The organism is Micromonospora sp. NPDC051925 (assembly GCF_044548625.1).
In the GTDB taxonomy this organism is placed as follows: domain Bacteria; phylum Actinomycetota; class Actinomycetes; order Mycobacteriales; family Micromonosporaceae; genus Micromonospora.
Window position 1 is genome coordinate 55,012 of sequence record NZ_JBIUCH010000016.1, and the last position, 17,051, is coordinate 72,062.

The 17,051-nt window shown below is 72.6% G+C and carries 19 protein-coding genes and 3 tRNA genes; 13 read left to right on the forward strand and 9 right to left on the reverse strand.

The genetic code is table 11. The annotated features are described in order from the left end of the window. Positions 1–58 precede the first annotated feature (58 nt). Positions 59–1,381 (reverse strand): cryptochrome/photolyase family protein, encoded by a 1,323-nt coding sequence (locus ACIG87_RS21820; RefSeq protein ID WP_396852729.1) that lies wholly within the window; start codon positions 1,379–1,381, stop codon positions 59–61. Next, entirely contained in the window at positions 1,378–2,289 is a 912-nt protein-coding gene (locus ACIG87_RS21825; protein WP_396852731.1) for a phytoene/squalene synthase family protein, read from the reverse strand. The genes ACIG87_RS21820 and ACIG87_RS21825 overlap by 4 nt, the downstream gene beginning before the upstream one ends. Before the next feature lie 65 nt (positions 2,290–2,354). On the opposite strand from ACIG87_RS21825, the gene ACIG87_RS21830 reads away from it, so the two are divergent. The 9 genes from ACIG87_RS21830 to ACIG87_RS21870 all read left to right on the forward strand — a co-directional run bounded on the left by ACIG87_RS21830 (position 2,355) and on the right by ACIG87_RS21870 (position 8,718). Next, entirely contained in the window at positions 2,355–3,509 is a 1,155-nt protein-coding gene (locus ACIG87_RS21830) for a polyprenyl synthetase family protein (RefSeq protein ID WP_396852733.1), read from the forward strand. A gap of 28 nt (positions 3,510–3,537) precedes the next feature. After that, positions 3,538–5,019: a phytoene desaturase family protein gene (gene crtI / locus ACIG87_RS21835; RefSeq protein WP_396852735.1), complete on the forward strand. Its 1,482-nt coding sequence runs from the start codon at positions 3,538–3,540 to the stop codon at positions 5,017–5,019. Positions 5,020–5,023: 4 nt separating this feature from the next. Beyond that, positions 5,024–5,641, forward strand: coding sequence for an isopentenyl-diphosphate Delta-isomerase (gene idi, locus ACIG87_RS21840; protein ID WP_396852737.1), 618 nt, complete (start codon positions 5,024–5,026; stop codon positions 5,639–5,641). Continuing rightward, the gene (locus ACIG87_RS21845) at positions 5,631–6,569 is read left to right on the forward strand and encodes a MerR family transcriptional regulator (RefSeq protein WP_396852739.1); all 939 of its coding nucleotides are present in this window, start codon (positions 5,631–5,633) and stop codon (positions 6,567–6,569) included. Before idi ends, ACIG87_RS21845 begins: the two co-directional genes overlap by 11 nt. A 63-nt stretch (positions 6,570–6,632) precedes the next feature. Beyond that, entirely contained in the window at positions 6,633–7,427 is a 795-nt protein-coding gene (locus ACIG87_RS21850) for a polysaccharide deacetylase family protein (RefSeq protein WP_396852741.1), read from the forward strand. Positions 7,428–7,570: 143 nt separating this feature from the next. Beyond that, a tRNA-Glu gene (locus ACIG87_RS21855) sits at positions 7,571–7,643 on the forward strand. 32 nt (positions 7,644–7,675) lie between these two features. Continuing rightward, a tRNA-Asp gene (locus ACIG87_RS21860) sits at positions 7,676–7,752 on the forward strand. 102 nt (positions 7,753–7,854) lie between these two features. Beyond that, positions 7,855–7,928: transfer RNA gene (locus ACIG87_RS21865), tRNA-Phe, on the forward strand. A gap of 265 nt (positions 7,929–8,193) precedes the next feature. Then, on the forward strand, positions 8,194–8,718 hold the full coding sequence (locus tag ACIG87_RS21870; RefSeq protein ID WP_396852743.1) for an SRPBCC family protein: 525 nt from the start codon (positions 8,194–8,196) through the stop codon (positions 8,716–8,718). A 112-nt stretch (positions 8,719–8,830) separates the two neighbouring features. Here the strand turns inward: ACIG87_RS21870 and ACIG87_RS21875 are convergent, their stop codons facing one another. Beyond that, complete coding sequence (locus ACIG87_RS21875; RefSeq protein ID WP_396852745.1) at positions 8,831–9,544, reverse strand: DUF2786 domain-containing protein; 714 nt, start codon at positions 9,542–9,544, stop codon at positions 8,831–8,833. A 126-nt stretch (positions 9,545–9,670) separates the two neighbouring features. Here ACIG87_RS21875 and ACIG87_RS21880 point away from each other — a divergent pair, with 126 nt between their 5' ends. After that, positions 9,671–10,084, forward strand: a complete 414-nt coding sequence (locus ACIG87_RS21880; RefSeq protein ID WP_396852746.1) for a hypothetical protein — start codon at positions 9,671–9,673, stop codon at positions 10,082–10,084. Between the two features lie 61 nt (positions 10,085–10,145). On the opposite strand, the gene ACIG87_RS21885 is transcribed toward ACIG87_RS21880, so the two are convergent. Continuing rightward, positions 10,146–10,535, reverse strand: a complete 390-nt coding sequence (locus tag ACIG87_RS21885) for a hypothetical protein (protein ID WP_396852747.1) — start codon at positions 10,533–10,535, stop codon at positions 10,146–10,148. A gap of 182 nt (positions 10,536–10,717) precedes the next feature. On the opposite strand from ACIG87_RS21885, the gene ACIG87_RS21890 reads away from it, so the two are divergent. Further along, entirely contained in the window at positions 10,718–12,070 is a 1,353-nt protein-coding gene (locus ACIG87_RS21890) for an ABC transporter substrate-binding protein (RefSeq protein ID WP_396852749.1), read from the forward strand. Positions 12,071–12,203: 133 nt separating this feature from the next. On the opposite strand, the gene ACIG87_RS21895 is transcribed toward ACIG87_RS21890, so the two are convergent. Then, complete coding sequence (locus ACIG87_RS21895) at positions 12,204–12,947, reverse strand: enoyl-CoA hydratase/isomerase family protein (protein WP_396852750.1); 744 nt, start codon at positions 12,945–12,947, stop codon at positions 12,204–12,206. Further along, positions 12,944–13,798 carry a 3-hydroxyacyl-CoA dehydrogenase family protein gene (locus ACIG87_RS21900; protein ID WP_396852914.1) on the reverse strand — a complete coding sequence of 285 codons (855 nt, stop codon included), beginning with the start codon at positions 13,796–13,798 and terminating at the stop codon, positions 12,944–12,946. Before ACIG87_RS21900 ends, ACIG87_RS21895 begins: the two co-directional genes overlap by 4 nt. Before the next feature lie 168 nt (positions 13,799–13,966). Between ACIG87_RS21900 and ACIG87_RS21905 the strand changes: the two genes are divergently transcribed. Continuing rightward, positions 13,967–14,272, forward strand: a complete 306-nt coding sequence (locus ACIG87_RS21905) for a hypothetical protein (protein ID WP_396852752.1) — start codon at positions 13,967–13,969, stop codon at positions 14,270–14,272. A gap of 130 nt (positions 14,273–14,402) precedes the next feature. Here the strand turns inward: ACIG87_RS21905 and ACIG87_RS21910 are convergent, their stop codons facing one another. After that, a complete protein-coding gene (locus ACIG87_RS21910) occupies positions 14,403–15,194 on the reverse strand; it encodes a class I SAM-dependent methyltransferase (protein WP_396852754.1) in 792 nt (263 codons plus the stop codon). Between the two features lie 43 nt (positions 15,195–15,237). Here ACIG87_RS21910 and ACIG87_RS21915 point away from each other — a divergent pair, with 43 nt between their 5' ends. Next, entirely contained in the window at positions 15,238–15,618 is a 381-nt protein-coding gene (locus ACIG87_RS21915; RefSeq protein ID WP_396852755.1) for a PPOX class F420-dependent oxidoreductase, read from the forward strand. A 93-nt stretch (positions 15,619–15,711) separates the two neighbouring features. Here the strand turns inward: ACIG87_RS21915 and ACIG87_RS21920 are convergent, their stop codons facing one another. Beyond that, a complete protein-coding gene (locus ACIG87_RS21920; protein ID WP_007073996.1) occupies positions 15,712–15,921 on the reverse strand; it encodes a BldC family transcriptional regulator in 210 nt (69 codons plus the stop codon). A 251-nt stretch (positions 15,922–16,172) separates the two neighbouring features. Then, positions 16,173–17,012, reverse strand: coding sequence for a hypothetical protein (locus tag ACIG87_RS21925; protein ID WP_396852757.1), 840 nt, complete (start codon positions 17,010–17,012; stop codon positions 16,173–16,175). Positions 17,013–17,051: the final 39 nt, after the last annotated feature.

A 17,051-nucleotide genomic window follows, 5' to 3' on the forward strand; every position in this document is an offset into this window, starting at 1 on the left:
CCCGGCCACCGCTCCGCGCCGGATTCCCGCACCGGTGACCGTCCGCACCCAGCCGGGGTCAGCGCAGCCAGACCGGGTCGGCCCCGGGCACCTCCAGCGGCGGCGGGTAGTCGAGCGTACGGCGCACCTCGGGCGGCAGCCGCCACGGCTGGTGCACCGCCTTGCCGGCCACCGCCGCCAGCTCGGGCACCCAGCGGCGGACGTAGCCGCCGTCGGGGTCGTAGCGTTCGGCCTGGCGTACCGGGTTGAGTCCCCGGTACGGGCGGCTGTCGTTGCCGGTGCCGGCCACCCACTGCCAGTTGCCGGAGTTGTTGGCCACGTCCCCGTCGAGCAGCCAGCGGGCGAAGACCTGAAGGCCGGATCGCCAGTCCAGGCCGAGCACCTTGGTCAGGTAGCCGGCGGTGATCAGGCGGGCCCGGTTGTGCATCCAGCCCTCGGCGTGCAGTTGGCGCATGCCGGCGTCCACGATCGGCATGCCGGTCCGCCCGTCGGTCCAGGCGGCCAGGGCCGCCGCGTCGTACCGCCAGTCCTCGGTGGCCCCGCGCCGGTACGCCTTGCCGGAGATCTCCGGGAAGGCGGCGGTGACCTGGTAGTAGAAGTCCCGCCAGCAGAGTTGCCGGACGAACGGGCTACCCCGGTCACCTGCCCGGTTCGCCACCGCCAGCGGGGAGAGGCAGCCGAACCGCAGGTACGGGCTGAGTCGGGAGGTGTCGTCGCCGGCCAGGTCGTCGTGGATGTCGTCGTACCAGTCGAGGGTCGGCAACCACTGCTTCAGCCGGCGCTGCCCGACGGTCTCGCCGCCCACCGCGGCGTCCGGCGATTCTCCCTTCGGCAGCGCGGGCAGCCGGCCGACCTGGATCCCGTCGGGCAGGGTGACCCGTCGGGGCGCGGCCAGCTCCGCCCGCCGCTCGACCCCCGACCAGACCCGGTGGTACGGGGTGAACACCCGGTAGTGGTCACCACCGCCGGGCCGCAGCGCCCCCGGCTCGACGACGGTGACACCGGGGAAGAGCCGCAGGAAGAGCCGGTGCCGGTCGCACTCGGCGCGGAGCCGGCGTTCCCGACGGCGGGCGTACCGGCTGACGTCGGCCGAGAGGCCGATCCCCTCGGCGGCCACCTCGCGGGCCACCCGGATCGTCTCGGTCACCGGGTCGCCCCGGCGGATCACCAGGTCACCGCCGAGGCCGCGCAGGGTGTCGCGCAGCTCGGCCAGGCACTGGTGCAGGAACCGGGTCCGGTTGGGCGAGCGGTCCCCCAGCGCCGGGTCGAGGACGTACAGCGGCACCACCCGGTCGAAGGCGGCGCAGGCCGTCGCCAACGCCGGGTGGTCGTGCACCCGCAGGTCGCGGGTGAACAACACGACCGCCGTACGGCCACTCACGACAGGGCCGGGCCGGGCACCACGACCGGGGTGCCGGTACGGGTCAGCAGCGCCCTCGCCGCCACCGACAGCCGCCGCCGCTGCGGCACCAGGGCCCGCCGGGCGAAGACGTCGTGATCCTGGGCGGCGACCTCGTCGAGGATCCCGCCGTAGAGGGCGTACGCGGTGCGCATGCACGCCTGGGAGGCGGGGGCGAGCAGGGTGATGCCCGGCGCGGCGGCGGCGTAGTGGGCCTGGGCGCGGGTCACCTCGTACTCGATCAGCTCGCGGATCCTGTCGGTGCTGCGGCCGGCGGCCTGCGCGGCGCGCAGGTCGTCGCGGCTGACGTTGAACTTGGCCAGGTCCTCGTCGGGCAGGTAGGTGCGGCCCCGGTCGAGGTCCTCGGCGACGTCCCGGATGAAGTTGGTGAGCTGGAAGGCGAACCCGAGCTGGCGGGCCGGTTCGCGGGCGGCGACCGGGTCGGAGCTGCCGAGGATGGGCAGCATCATCGTGCCGATGACCGCCGCCGAGCCCTCCATGTAGTCGAGCAGGTCGTCATAGGTGGGGTACGACATGACCGTCAGGTCCATCGCCATGCTGCGCAGGAACGACGCGAAGTCGGCACGGTCCAGGTCGAACACCGCGATGGTGTGCAGCACCGCCGGCAGCAGCGGGTCGTCGACCGGCTCGCCGTGCAGGCCGGCGACGAAGCGGGCGGCCCAGGCGTCCAGCTTGGCGGCCCGCTCGGCGGGGGGCAGGTCCTCGGTGCGGTCGACGATCTCGTCGGCGTAGCGGGTGAACCCGTACAGGGCGTGCACGTGCCGCCGTTTCCATGCGGGGAGCAGCCGGGTGGCGAGATAGTAGGTACGCCCGTGGTGTCTGTGCAGCTCCTGGCAGCGGACATAGGCAGCGGTGAGATCGGTGTCCACCGGGCCTCCTCGAGATTCGACGCAGCAATCGACTCAATTCGTAACCCTAGGGTACGCTCGCCCACATGGCCAACGACGCAGTTGCGGGTAATGCGCTCCGCGTCGCGCCGGCACAGCCGGGAGCGACGGACGATCCGGTCCGCGGCGTACTGGCCGCGTTCGCCAGAGACCTGGTCAACGGCGTCGACGACACCCTGGTGGCGTTCCTCGCCAACGAGGTCGACTCGCTGACCGAGATCGACGCAGCGATGGGCGGATTCGCCGCGACGGCGCGCGACTGCGTGCTGGCCAGCGGCAAGCGGGTCCGCCCCACCTTTGCGTACTGGGGCTGGCGGGGCGTGGCGGGCGGCGACGAACCGCTGCCCTCGGTGCTGCCTGCGCTCGCCGCCCTGGAACTGCTGCACACCTTCGCCCTGGTGCACGACGACGTGATGGACGCCTCCGACACCCGACGCGGCCGGCCCACCGTGCACCGGGCCGCCGCCGCCCGGCACGTCACCGCCGGGCACACCGGCGACCCGGACCGGTTCGGTGAGTCGGTCGCCGTCCTCGTCGGCGACCTCTGCCTGGTCTGGGCGGACCGGCTGCTCGGCCACGCCACGGTGCCGCCGGCCCGGCTGCTGGACGTACGGCGCTGCTACGACCAGATGCGCGTCGAGACCATCGCCGGGCAGTATCTCGACGTGCTCGGCGAGAACGACGCGGCCAACTGGACGGTGGACCGGGCGCTGCGGGTGGCCCGCTACAAGACGGCCAGCTACACCGTGCAGCGTCCGCTGCTGTTCGGCGCCTGCCTGGCCGGGGCCGACGCCGACGCGCCGCTGACCGCCGCGTACACCCGCTACGGGCTGGCCGTCGGCGAGGCGTTCCAGCTCCGCGACGACCTGCTCGGCGTCTACGGCGACCCGGCGACCACCGGCAAGCCGGCCGGTGACGACCTGCGTACCGGCAAGCCGACCGCCCTGCTGATGCTCGCCCGCCAACTCGCCACCGGCGGCCAGCGGCGGGCGTTGGAGCGGGCCGGCAGCGCCACCGGCGTCCGCGAGTTGGCCCGGCTGGCCGAACTCGTCGCCGACACCGGGGCGGTCGCCCGGGTCGAACGCATGATCTCCGACCGGGTCACCGACGCGCTGGCCGCGCTGGAGACCGCGTCGATCGACGAGACGGCGCGCACCGCGCTGACCGGCCTCGCCACCGCCGCCACCGCGCGGCGGGCATGATGGGCAACTTCGTGAAGGAGGTGGTCGCGTGCGCACCGTGAAGGGACGTACGGACCGGGTGGTGGTCGTGGGCGCGGGACTGGGCGGGCTGGCGTGCGCGCTGCACCTGGCCGGCAGCGGCCGGCAGGTGACCGTGCTGGAGCGCGAACCGGCGCCGGGCGGCCGGGCCGGGCGGCTCGCCGTCGACGGGTACGAGTTCGACACCGGCCCCACCGTGCTCACCATGCCCGACCTGATCGCCGAGGCGCTCGGCGCGGTCGGCGAGGAGTTGGGCGACTGGCTCGACCTGACCCCGCTCGATCCCGCCTACCGGGCCTACTACCCGGACGGTTCCACGCTGGACGTGATCACCGACACCACCCGGATGGCGGCCGAGATCTCCCGGGTCTGTGGCCCCCGGGAGGCCGACGGCTACCTGCGGTTCGTCGACTACGCCCGCAACCTGTGGAACTGGGAGCGGGCCGACTTCATCGACCGCAACCTGGACGCCCCGACGGACCTGCTCACCGCCAACCTGCTGAAGCTGCTGGCCAACGGGGCCTTCCGACGCCTCCAGACGAAGATCAACCAGTTCTTCGCCGACCCGCGTACCCAGCGGATCTTCTCCTTCCAGGCGATGTACGCCGGGCTCGCGCCGCACGACGCGCTGGCCATCTACAGCGTCATCGCGTACCTCGACTCGGTGGCCGGGGTCTACTTCCCGCGCGGTGGCATCCACGCGGTCGCCAAGGGGATGGCCGGCGCCGCCGAGAAGCATGGCGTGCAGCTCCGGTACGACACCACGGTCGCCCGGGTGGAGACCGCCAACGGTCGGGCCGTCGGGGTGGTCACCACCGACGGTGAGCTGGTCCCGGCCGACGTGGTGGTGCTCAACCCGGACCTGCCGGTCGCCTACCGCGATCTGCTGCCCGAGGGCCGGCAGCGGAAGCTGACCTACTCGCCGTCCTGCGTCGTTCTGCACGTCGGATCGACGCAGGGGTATGGGAAGATAGCCCATCACAACATCCACTTCGGACGATCCTGGAAGGGCACCTTCGATGAGGTGATCAGGCGCGGTGAGCTGATGACCGATCCGTCGCTGCTGGTCACCAACCCGAGCCGGACCGACCCGTCGGTCGCTCCGGCCGGTCGGCACACCTACTACGTGCTGGCCCCGGTGCCCAACCTCGACCGGGCCCCGTTCGACTGGCGGGGCGACCTGAGCCGTCGCTACGCCGACCAGCTCGTCGCTACGCTGGAGGAGCGCGGGTACGTGGGCTTCGGCGCCGGCATCGAGGTGTTGCGTACGATCACCCCCGCCGAGTGGGAGGAGCAGGGAATGGCCGCCGGTACGCCGTTCGCCGCCGCACACAGCCTCTTCCAGACCGGGCCGTTCCGCCCGTCGAACCTGCACCGGAGCCTGCCCAACGTGGTCTTCACCGGCTCCGGCACCCAGCCCGGGGTGGGCGTGCCGATGGTGCTGATCTCCGGCAAGCTCGCCGCCAACCGCATCACCGGCGCGGGTCGGTGACGGCGTGAAGTCCAGGGAGAGTCACCTCGTCGAACTGGTCGACGACACCGGTCGGGCGCTCGGCGAAGCCACCGTCGCCGCCGCCCACCAGGCGCCGGGGCGGCTGCACCGGGCCTTCTCGGTGCTGCTGGTCGACCCGGACGGCCGGGTCCTGCTGCAACGGCGGGCCGAGGTCAAGACCCGGTTCCCGCAGCGCTGGGCCAACTCCTGCTGCGGGCACCCCCAGCCCGGTGAGCCGCTGCCGGAGGCCGCCAACCGACGGCTCGCCGAGGAGTTGGGCGCCGAGCCGGCGTCGCTGACCGAGGTCGGCGTCTACCTCTACTACGCCGAGGACCCGAGCACCGGCCGGGTCGAGTTCGAGTACGACCACGTGCTGCGGGCCGACGTGCCGGCCGACCTCACCCTGCGGCCCGACCCCGACGAGGTGTCCGAGCTGCGCTGGGTCGACCCGGCCTGGTTGGTGCGCGAGATCGCCGCCGACCCGCGCACGTACGCGCCCTGGCTCGGCGGGGTGGTGAGCCGGCTGCTCCGCCCGACCCCGGCCGACACCCCCACCGCTGGCACCGCCACCCCGTCCGGCCGCCGGGTGGACGACGCGTCGGAGCGGTCGGGTGGCCGATGAGCCGCTGAGCGCGGGAGCCGTGGCACGCCGCCTGGGTGTGGCGGTCACCACCCTGCGTACCTGGCACCAGCGATACGGCCTCGGCCCCAGCCAGCACGTCCCGGGTCACCACCGGCGGTACACGCCGGCCGACCTGGCGCGCCTGGAGATCATGCGGAAACTCACCGCCGAGGGGGTCACCCCGGCGGACGCAGCCCGCTGGGCGAAACAGGGCCCCGGCGTCGAACTGCGGCTGCGGGCCGGAGCCGGCCGGGACGGCGGTGGGCAGACCATCCCGGTCGGCCGGGCCGGTCCGGCTGCCCGAGGACTGGCCCGAGCCGCCATGCGGTTGGACGCGGCGACGATCGGCGACACGATCTCGCACGCCCTGGCCACCGACGGGGTCATCGCCACCTGGGACGGGCTGATCCGGCCGGTGCTGGCCGGCATCGGTGAGCGGCACGTCGCCACCGCAGGCCTGATCGAGGTGGAACACCTGATGTCCCGGTGCGTCTCCGAGGCCTTCGCCGCCGTCGCCCGGTCCGGCCGGGCCGGCGCGCCGGCCCGGATCCTGCTCTCCTGCGCCGACGAGGAGCAGCACACCCTGCCACTGGAGGCGTTGGCTGCGGCGCTGGCCGAGGCGGGGGTGGCGTACCGGACACTCGGCGCCCGGATGCCGGTGGCGGCGCTGGTCGAGGCGGTCAACCGGACCGGACCGGCTGCCGTGGTGGTCTGGTCGCAGACCCGCCCGACCGCCGACCCGGGGCAGCTCGCCGCCGTGCTCGCGGTGCCCCGCAGACCGCTGTTGGTGCTCGCCGCCGGGCCGGGCTGGCGGGCCGACACGCTGCCCGCCGGGGTGGTCCGTCCGGTCGACCTGGCCGAGGCGGTCTCGCTCGCGCTGGCCGTCCGGGATTCGTTGGACCAGTCGACGGGGGTCGACCGGGCCTGACGAAACGGGACATCGTGAACTACCGTCGGGGCGGTCCACGTACCCCCACCCCCCGGAGTGACGATGCGTTCACGCCCCGTCCTGGCGGTCGCCCTGGGCCTGCTCCTGCTGGTCGCCGGCTGTGGAGACCAGCATCGGAACGTCCGGCCGGCCGCAGCGCCCACCCCGACCACCGCCGCACCCGAACCGGCCCACACCCCGACGCCGTCGCCGTCGCCGTCGCCCACCAGCAAACCGAAACCCCGGCTGCGACCGAAGCCGAAGACGCTTCCCGCCGGCCTGCGCCGGGCGACCGGGGTACGCGCGGTGGCGTTGACCTTCGACGACGGCCCCGACCCGACCTGGACACCGAAGGTCCTCGACCAGCTCCGGGCGAACAAGGTGAAGGCCACGTTCTGCGTGGTCGGCACCCAGGTCCGTAAGCACCCGGAGCTGGTGGCCCGGATCGTCCGGGAGGGGCACCAGCTCTGCAACCACAGCTGGCGGCACGACGTCGACCTGGGCCGCCGGCCGGTCGCCGAGATCCGGGCCGACCTGGGCCGCACCAACCAGGCCATCACCAAGGCCGTCCCGGGCGCGAAGGTGCCGTTCTACCGCCAGCCCGGCGGCCGGTGGACGCCGGAGGTGGTGGAGGTGGCCAAGCAGCTCGGCATGCGGTCGCTGCACTGGACCGTCGACCCACAGGACTGGGCGAAACCCCAGGCGCAGGTCATCACCAGGCGGGTCGAGGGCGCCGCGCGCCCCGGCGCGGTGGTGCTGATGCACGACGGCGGGGGTGACCGGAGCCGCACACTCGGTGCCGTACCGCACGTCATTCCCGACCTGAAGCGCCGATTCGGCATCGCGCCACCTCGCTGACCTGCGGCTATGCCCGGCCGCATCCGGCCGGGCATACCGGTTTGGCCGACTGGCGGGGCATGACATATGCTTCTCATGCCTCCGGCGGGGCCGGATGGGAGCAAGTCCGCTTGAAGTTGCGAGTGTGCAATGATGGCGGGGCCGCCCTCATCGTCTAGCGGCCCAGGACGCCGCCCTTTCAAGGCGGTAGCACGGGTTCGAATCCCGTTGGGGGCACGGTCCGGCCCAGCCGGAGGCAACATCAGCAAGGTCCTGTGGAGCAGTTGGAGTGCTCGCCGCCCTGTCAAGGCGGAGGTCGCGGGTTCAAGTCCCGTCAGGACCGCCAGCGCCGACGCCGCGTGCACCATTGCGCGGCGTTCTGCGTATCGGGACGCGTCACCCTGTCGGCGGAGACCTCGCCCTCCGGGTAACATGTCCCGAAGCACCAGGCCAGGTAGCTCAGTTGGTACGAGCGTCCGACTGAAAATCGGAAGGTCGGCGGTTCGACCCCGCCCCTGGCCACATAGCCTTTCGCCGGGCTACAGAAAGCGGTGACCTGCGGAAACGCGGTCACCGTTTTCGTGTATCCGGCTCCCCCAGGGGCGTTCACCCGATGGTCGGGCCGATCACCACCAGCACCGGGGCACCGGCCGTCACGATGGCCCCGCTCGCCGCCCTGGCCCCTGCGGTGTGCCCGTCCCGGCGCTCGTGGAGTGGGCTCTGTTGTCCGGAAGGAGCCAGTACACGAAGCTGCACAGCGCATCATCAGCCGGTATGGTCCGGGCCTATGGGACCGGAGAATGCGAACCCGGAGGACGTCCGTCAGGACGTCGACCGGTACTCGCTGCGCTCCGAGCTCCTCGTCCCCGCAACCGCGGAACAGGCATTCGCGGTCTTCACCGGCTCGTTGACCGACTGGTGGGTACGCGAGTACACCTGGTCCGGGCCGGCGGCGCTGGCCGAGCTGGGGATGGAACCCAGGGCCGGCGGCATGCTCTACGAGATCGGCCCGTACGGCTTCCGGGGCGACTGGGGCCGGGTGCTCACCTGGGACCCGCCGCGCCGGCTCGTCTTCACCTGGCAGCTCGGCCCCGACCGGGTGCCGGTGCCCGATCCGGCCCGAGCCAGCGAGGTGGAGGTGCTGTTCCTGCCGGACGAATCGGGGCAGACCCGCATCGAGCTGGAGCACCGGCACTTCGACCGGCACGGTGCCGCCGCCGAGGGCTACCGCGAAGCGTTGACCGCCGGCTGGCACGAACTGCTCGGCCGCTATCTCGCCACCCTCACCCGTACCGCCCCCGGCCCCCGCTGATTCGGCCGGAGAGCGCCCACCAGCGGAAAACAGCTCGAACCCGGCAGGATCTTGCGCGGCTTCTGTTCGGTGGGCGAACGGAACCGTCCGGGTGGGCTGGTGGTGGCGCGGCTCAGCAGGGCGGGAGTGCCTGGTCTGCTCCGGTGGTACGGGTCACCGCGCCGGGACCGCCGAGGTTCGCCCGGTGTCCGGCCGCGGCTCCCGCGCCGAAGCCGGTGCCGGCGAGCCGGCGGGTCGGCGCGTTCCTCAGCCGGGGATAGACCTCGGTGACCCGGCGGGCCACCCGGTCCGAGCGGTCGGCCAGCACCAGCGCTACCGACGGCGTGCCCCGCTCCGCCGCCGCGCCCGCCTCGGCGGCCCGCAGCCGCTCGGAGATCACCCGGGCGAAGCCGGCCAGCCAGGACCGGCGGAACGCCGCCGGGTGCTCGCCGGGCGGGACGACGGTGCCGGCGAGCCCGTGCGCGGCCTGCACCAGCAGCGAGGTGAAGAGCAGGTCGACGCGCTCCAGGTCGCTGGCGAAGCCGAACAGGTGCAGCGCGAAACCACTGCCGTCCTGTCGTCGTACGCAGCGGCAGCGCAGGGGGTCGGCCACCGCCGCGAGCAGCCCGGCCTTGTCCCTGGCGTACGGGGCGACGACGTCGACCACCCGGTCGCCGACCGGGTCGGTGGTGGGGTCGCGGGCGGCCAGCAGGGCCCGGTCCACGCCGTACCGGGCGATCAACTCGGTGGCCTTGGCGGTGAAGGCGGCCGACTCGGCGGGTGTGCAGGCCGCATCCTCGGCCTGGGCCAGCAGCTTGCGCACCTTGCTGAGCATCGCCTCCGACATACGTCACAGGTACCACAGAAGGTTCACGGGTCCGTCCCAGCAGAATCGGAGATCGACAGATATCATCGCCACTCACTGCGCCCTGTCCGCGACTCAGGGTCCGTCCCCTTCCCTGGAGGCACCGCAATGGCATCCCGGCCCGCCCGCCTGACCGCAATCGCCGCCACCCTGCCCCTGCTCTGGTACGGCGCACCCGCGCAGGCCGCCCCGGAGACAAACCTGTACGCCTCGACCGCCACCTGCTACGGCGGGTCGGTCCGCTCGTACTTCCAGGTCGGCGGCTGGGGTGGTGACGCCGGCCCGTACAAGGCCAGCACCCGGTGCAAGGACGTCAACGTCAAGAACAGCAGCGAGTTCGGCACCGAGGCGTGCGTGGTCTTCATCGACAAGACCAACAAGTGCAACTACCTGACCTACCTGCCGGCGAAGTCGGACTGGATCACCGTCGCCACCAACGTGCGCGACGGCGCGAACTTCAAGGTCCGCTTCTCCAACCTGCGCTACGAGTACGAGCCGCTGGTGGCGTACCACGCCTACTGAGCCCGATCGGCGCGGCGGGCGCACCGGGCCGTCTCGGCGGGCGCACCGGGCCGTCTCGGCGTCAGCCGGCCCGGCTCCGCAGGGTGGCCACGGTCGAGCCGGCGAGGGTGAGCAGGCAGTCCGGTAGCTGCCCGTCGGCGACCGCCGCCCCGAACAGCGCCTCGCCGGTGTCGGCGTCGTGGTTGGCGTACGCGCTGACAAAGCGGGCCACCCAGCGGGTGTCGTACCCCGCCTCGTCGATGCCCGGGAAGTCCAGCGCGCAGGTGCCCGGCGGTGGCGGGTCGCCGACCATGGTGGCGGCCAGGGTCCAGGCGACCGTGTACGCCCCGGCGAGACCGGACCGGTCCACCACGGCGTCGAAGGTGCCCACCACTGCGGCTCCGTCTCCGGACAGCGCCGAATGGAGCACGGCGGTAGCGTCGGCCAGCGTCTGATCCGGTACGTCGGTCACCTGCGGCACAGTAGGACGGCAGGTCAAGCGACAGAGTGCCACAATGATGACCACCTGCTGGGACGGTGTGACAGAGCGTGCGGTCGACTGTCGGGGCGACGACGAGGGCCGCCTCCCTGGTCCCACGGCCCGCGCCGGCACGCTATGGTGCGCACCGGACCTGCGCCGGAGGAAGGACGACCATGCTCGTTACACGCGGCCCGCGCGCGGCCATCCTGGCGGCCTGCGCGTCGTTCCTGCTCGCCGTCAGCGCATGCGGGACGACCGACAAGCCCGAGGAGGCAGCGGCCCCGCAGGTGCGCCTGTACGGCACCGACGGCAACATGCTCAACTCCTTCGCCGCCGAGCTGAAGGACCGGGCCGACCTCGTCGACGGCATGAAGGGCACCACCCCGCTCACGCCGCTCTCCGACGACTTCAAGCAGCGGCTACGCGCCGTCAATTCGAAGCTGACGGACTATCTCTACGCGGCGGAATCGTACGACGCGGTCATGATCAGCTCGCTGGCTGCCCAGCTCGCCGGCAGCACCGATCCGGCCGACATCGCCAAGCAGATCGTCGGGGTGACCACCAACGGTCAGCGCTGCACCGACGCGGCGAGCTGCCTGAGGCTGGCCCGGGACGGCCAGGACATCGAGTACCGCGGCCCGTCGCTGAGCCGCGCCGGCTTCACCGACATCGGGGAGCCGGCCACCGCCAGCTACGCCACCATGCACTTCGACAACCAGAAGATCAACGACGCGAAGACCGAGTTCGTCGGGGCCGGTGACGAGTCCGGGGCGAGCACGAGGGCCGCGCCGAAGCCGAAGAAGCAGCGGGGCGGGCGCAACGACCACAGCGACGGCTCCCCGCTGATCCTCGGCGGGCTGCTGCCCAAGACCGGCGACCTGGCCCTGGCGAATCCACCGCTGGCCGCCGGCGCGGCACTGGCGGTCAAGGAGATCAACGCCGCCGGCGGGGTGCTCGGCGAGCCGGTGGTCTGGTTCGACGGTGACGACGGCACCAACCCGAGCGTCGCCAAGGCGACCGTGGCCTCGCACGTCAGGAACAAGGTCCAGGTCATCATCGGGGCCGGCGCGTCCGGCATCTCCAGCGCGGTGCTACCGGACGTGGTGGCGGCGGGGAAGATCCTCTTCTCGCCGTCCAACACCGACTCGGGGTTGAGCCAGGCCGACGACAAGGGCCTGTACTTCCGTACCGCCCCGCCGGACAGCCTGCAGGGCCGGGCCCTGGCCGACGTGATCCTCCGCGACGGGCCACACAGGATCGTGGTGGTGGCCCGCAAGGACTCGTACGGCGAGGGTCTTCAGGAGACCGTCCGCGCCGAGCTGGAGCGGGCCGGCTTCGGCAGCGACCGGGTGAAGCTGTTCACCTACGAGCCCCCGCCCGACGCCAAGGCCCCACCGGTCGACTTCGGCAAGCTGGCCGGCGAGATCAAGGGCTACCGCCCGGAGGCCGTACTGGTCATCGGCTTCGGCGAGTCCGCCGGGCTGATCAAGGCACTGGCGGACGCGGGCGTACCGATCCGGCACTGACGCCGACGACGACGTGGCCCGCACCGGATTCGGTGCGGGCCACGTCGATGTCCGGGCCGGCGCGCAGCCGACCTCCGGACCGGTCCCGGCCGCGCCGCTCGCAGGTGCCGGGACCAACCACGGCCGGCCCGGCTCAGCGGGGCCGACGACGTTCCAGGAAATCGGTCATCCGTCGGTGCTTCTCCTCGTCCTCGAAGAGCACCGCCTGGCTGACCAGGTCCAGCTGCGGGTGGGCGGCGGGCGGCGCGTCCACCGCCAGCTTGGTCAGCCGCAGCGCCAACGCGGAGCCCTTGGCCATCTCGTCGAGCAGCCCGTGCGCGGTGGGCAGCAGCTCCGCCGGCTCGGCCACCACCCGGTTCACCAAGCCGATCCGCAGCGCCTCGTCGGCGTCGACCCGCCGGCCGGTGAAGAGCAACTCCTTGGCCCGGCCCTCGCCGACCAGTGCCGGCAACCGGTGGGTCGCCCCGGCGCCGGCCAGGATGCCCAACCGCACCTCGGGCTGACCGAAGACCGCCCGTGCCGTACACACCCGCAGGTCGCAGGCGTACGCCAGTTCCGCGCCGCCGCCCAACGCGGGACCGTCCACAGCGGCCACGCTCGGCATCGGCAGCGCCCGGAGCCGGGCGAAGGCCGCCGAGTTGATCGCGGCGAGGGCGTCCAACCGACCCCGCTCGCGCAGCTGGCCGATGTCCGCACCGCCGGCGAAGAGGCCGTCCGCGCCCCCGGTGAGCAGCAGCAGCCGGGGACGGGCCTCCAGTTCGGCGCAGACGTCGTGCAGCTCACCGATCAGGTCGGCGTCGATGGCGTTGCGCTTCTCCGGCCGGTCCAACGTCACCACCAGCCGGTCGGGCAGTTCCTCCACCCGCAGCCCGCTCATTGCCGCCGACCGTCCTTCCACGAGTAGAAGCCCTGGCCGGACTTCTTGCCGAGCTTTCCGGCGGCGACCATCTCGACCAGCAGTGGCGGCGGTGCGAACCGGTCCCCGTACGCAGCCTGAAGGGTGCGGGCGATGTCCAGCCGCACGTCCAGTCCGACCAGGTCGGTCAGCTCCAACGGGCCGACCGGGTGCCGGTAGCCGAGCACCATCGCCTTGTCGACATCGGCCGGCTCGGCCACCCCGTCGGCCACCATCCGGATCGCCTCCAGGCCGAGGGTCACGCCGAGGCGGGAGGTGGCGAAGCCGGGCAGGTCGCGTACCACGACGGGGTCCTTGCCCAGCCGGCCGGCGAGCGCGACGGCCGCCGCGGTCGTCTCCGGTGCGGTGGCCGCGCCGACCACGACCTCCAGCAGGGCCATCGCCCAGACCGGGTTGAAGAAGTGCAACCCGAGGAAGGACTCCGGGCGGGTCAACCCCTCGGCCAGCTCGCCGATGGGGATGCTGGAGGTGTTGCTGCCCAGCAGGGCCGGGCGCAGCCGCTCCGCCTCGGCGAGCACCGAACGCTTCAGCTCCGCCCGCTCCGGCACCGCCTCGACGATCACCTCCGGCTCCGGGGCGACCTCGGCGAGCGCGCCACGCAGGGTGATCCGGGCCCGCTGCGCGCCGGCCTCGTCGGCACCGAGCTTGCCGCGCCGCACCGCCCGTTCGCACAGCTCGTCGAGGCGGACGGCGGCGGCCTCGGCCCGCTCCCGGTCCACCTCCACCAGTTCGACGGCGTAGCCCGCGCCGGCCGCCACGTAGGCGATGCCGAGCCCCATCGTGCCGGCCCCGACGACGACAAGACGACTCATGGACGCTCCCTCACTGCGCGCGGCGGCGTACGGGGTCTCCGGCACGCCCTGCCGCTCGCTTCGCTGGCTCATGGTGCGACCCTATGCAGCACCGATCCCGACGGCATGCGTGGGGGACCGCCGCACCGGGTACAGACGGCCCAACGTCAAGGGAAGGAACCAGTCGACATGAGCCAGGCACCGGAGACCGTGGACGGCAGCGGCACCACCGACGGCACGGCGATCGTGGAGACGCGCGGCGACGAGCGCGTCGACCTGCTCCGCGCCGACACCAACAACGACGGCAAGACCGACGTGTGGGTGGTGGACACCGACGGCGACGGCCGGGCGGACCTGTTCCAGTTCGACACCGACGGCGACGGCAAGGTCGACATCACCATGGTCGACATCGACGAGGACGGCACCCCGGACGAGGTGGTCGACGGCGACGGCGGCCTCCCCCCGGAACAGCTCCCCCCGACCGTCCAGGTGTGAGCGGCAGGGAGGGGCCCCGTCACTCTCCGTACCACACGGGGCCCTTCCTGCCTTGAACGAGCCGTTCCGACGCAGCACCTCGCTGACCGCGACCGTAGCCCTCGATCGCCACCGGAGGGGCCCACCGTCCCTACCCCTGGGTTGGGGCGGCGAGGCGCAGGGTGGCCAGGTAGTACGGGGCGTCCCGGTCGTCGATGTCGGTCAACCGCCACGGGGTGCCCCGGACCAGTTCGGCCAGCTCGTCGGCGGAGCAGACCAGGTAGTCGAACCAGTCGGTACCGAGTTCGCGGTAGCGCAGCCGGAGCCGCAGTTGCCCGCCGAGCCGACCCCGCCGCCGGTTCAGCTCGTGGTAGCCGGTGTGTAACGGGTCCGTGGTGCCGTACGGGTCGGTGCCGTGCGCGATGACCTGCGCGCCGGGCCGGGCGAGGGCGGCGAGCGCGGCGAGGAACGCCGGGGCCCGCTCCCGCCCCTCGATGAGCCCCAGGTTGTTGCCGAGCAGCAGGAAGGTGTCGTAGCGCCGGCCGCCGGCCACGTGCTCGTCGACGGTGCCGAGGACGAGGTCCCGCACCCCCCGGTGCCGGCTGACCCGCAGGGCGCCCGGTGAGGTGTCCAGCCCGGTCACCGGCACGCCACGCTCCTGGAGCACCAACGCGATCCGGCCGCCGCCGACGCCGATGTCCAGGGTGGCGCCCCGGGTCCGGTCCACGGCCCGGTGGTCGTACGGCTGCCAGTGCTCCGGCCCGTCCAGGTAGTGCGCGGCGGGCGCCCCGTTGATCAGCCCGTCGTCCCGCTCGATGATCTCGATGACCGGCCGGGGCAGCCGCCCGCCGGCCAGCGGCCGGGGGCCGATCCCGGTGTGCACCGCGTACGCGTCACGCAGCAGTTCTCCGAACACGTCGCCGAGCCGAGGTTCTCCGGTCACACCGTGCACGCTATCGGGAGGCGGTCGCCGTATCCTGGGCGGCGTGACCGATCTGGACCGCCTGTCGGCGGAGAAGTACGTCCTGCTGACGACGTTCCGCAAGGACGGTCGGGCGGTGTCTACCCCGGTCTGGGCGGTCCGGGACGGCGACGCCCTGGCGGTCTGGACGGTGGCCGAGTCGGGGAAGGTCAAGCGGATCAGGCGGGACGGCACGGTGACCGTGGCCCCCTGTGACGTGCGCGGCCGTTCGCACGGCGAGGCGGTGCCCGGTCACGCGGTGCTCTGCGGGCCCGAGGAGAGTCGCCGGGTGCGCGACCTGCTCAAGCGGAAGTACTGGCTGCTGGGCCGGCTGACCCTCATGGGCAGCCGGCTGCGCCGGGGCGAGTCGGGCACGATCGGCATCCGGGTCACCGTGCAGGAGTGATCGCCGGGGTCGGCCCGGACAAGCCTCAGGGGCGGTGGAACGCCGCTTGCTGCGACGTCCGCCCGCCCCTGAGGCCGAAACCTTCTGACCGGGTCAGTCCCCCTGGCGCTGTTGGGGGATCTGCCCTTGTAGCAACGCCCGCACCTCCGACTCACGATACCGACGGTGTCCGCCCAAGGTGCGGATCGCGCTGAGCTTCCCCGCCTTGGCCCACCGGGTCACCGTCTTCGGGTCGACACGGAACATCGACGCCACCTCGGCCGGTGTGAGTAGCGGCTCTGGTTCGTGCGTTCGCGATGCCATCGGTCACTCCTCCACATGGATAGACATCGGCCGGGGTCCCGCCGGCCGACGCGTCTCCCATGGTCCGGCTAGTCCCCGATGTCCGACATGGGCCGAACGGCCGAAGGTCCCTAGACGGACGGATGAACCATGCCCGATTTATCTGACTTTTACACGGCAGAAAGTACCTTATTCGGACTCATGATCACGGTTCGTGATGCGTCAACTACGAGACACCTTCGCATTTGACACCACCGCTGGGCGTTTCATGGTCAATTGCACCGCTCCAGCAGCTGGATCGCCCGCCACCGGGCGACCAACCGGTCGTACGCCGCCGACGCCTCCTCCGCCTCGCCCCGGGAGAGCCCGGCCAGGCCGGTCGCCACCAGTTCCGGCGAGTCGTCCGCCGCCAGGGTCTCGTCGGAGAGCAACTGCACCAGGCCGCCGTAGTCCAACTCGACCACCGAGCGCGGGTGGAACTCCTCCAGCCACCGGGCGGCCTCCTCGACCGCCTCGGTGATCGGTGCCTCACCTATCGACTTCTTCAGCACCGACAGCGCCCGGGAGGCCCGCCGGCGGGCCTTGGAGATCTCCGTCCGGTAGCGCAGCGCCCGCCGCTTCGGCTGGGTGACCAGGTCCCGCTCGCCCGCCTCGAAGAGCACGAACCACCGCAGCGGTACGCCCCAGGTGGCGATCTGCTCGTGCAGCCGGGGCACCCCGTGCTCCAGCACCCGGGCGCCGCTGCGCCAGTCCTCCACCACCGTCTTGGCCTGCCCGGCCAGGACCGGCGGGACGAACGCGTCGGCGATCACCGAGGGCACCCCTTCCCGGGCGCTCAGTGCCGCCTCGGCCACCCGGACCCGCAGGTTCCACGGGCAGACCAGCAGCGCGTCGTCGACCTCCAGCACGTACGCTTCGTCGGGCAGATCGGGCAGCCGGGTCCAGCCGGCACCGAGCGCCTCGATGACCGAGGTCCGTTGCCGGCCCGGCCCCTCCGACGGGGCCACCGCCCGCCCCTCCCGCACATAGCGCCGCCAGTACGACTGGCGGTCCCGGTCGAAGGCGGTCAGCGGCTCGTACACGCGCAGGTAAGAAGCGAAGAGCGACGGCACCGCGCGATCCTCCCACGAAACCCCGTACCAGCGCCGCTG

What these genes read in the sequence shown, in the direction of transcription:
- ACIG87_RS21890 (WP_396852749.1), top strand. Translation starts at nt 10,718, where the DNA reads ATGCTCGTTACACGCGGCCCGCGCGCGGCCATCCTGGCGGCCTGCGCG.
- ACIG87_RS21875 (WP_396852745.1), bottom strand. Translation starts at nt 9,544, where the DNA reads ATGTCGGAGGCGATGCTCAGCAAGGTGCGCAAGCTGCTGGCCCAGGCC.
- ACIG87_RS21920 (WP_007073996.1), bottom strand. Translation starts at nt 15,921, where the DNA reads ATGGCATCGCGAACGCACGAACCAGAGCCGCTACTCACACCGGCCGAG.
- ACIG87_RS21870 (WP_396852743.1), top strand. Translation starts at nt 8,194, where the DNA reads ATGGGACCGGAGAATGCGAACCCGGAGGACGTCCGTCAGGACGTCGAC.
- ACIG87_RS21830 (WP_396852733.1), top strand. Translation starts at nt 2,355, where the DNA reads ATGGCCAACGACGCAGTTGCGGGTAATGCGCTCCGCGTCGCGCCGGCA.
- ACIG87_RS21895 (WP_396852750.1), bottom strand. Translation starts at nt 12,947, where the DNA reads ATGAGCGGGCTGCGGGTGGAGGAACTGCCCGACCGGCTGGTGGTGACG.
- ACIG87_RS21880 (WP_396852746.1), top strand. Translation starts at nt 9,671, where the DNA reads ATGGCATCCCGGCCCGCCCGCCTGACCGCAATCGCCGCCACCCTGCCC.
- ACIG87_RS21905 (WP_396852752.1), top strand. Translation starts at nt 13,967, where the DNA reads ATGAGCCAGGCACCGGAGACCGTGGACGGCAGCGGCACCACCGACGGC.
- ACIG87_RS21850 (WP_396852741.1), top strand. Translation starts at nt 6,633, where the DNA reads ATGCGTTCACGCCCCGTCCTGGCGGTCGCCCTGGGCCTGCTCCTGCTG.
- ACIG87_RS21900 (WP_396852914.1), bottom strand. Translation starts at nt 13,798, where the DNA reads ATGAGTCGTCTTGTCGTCGTCGGGGCCGGCACGATGGGGCTCGGCATC.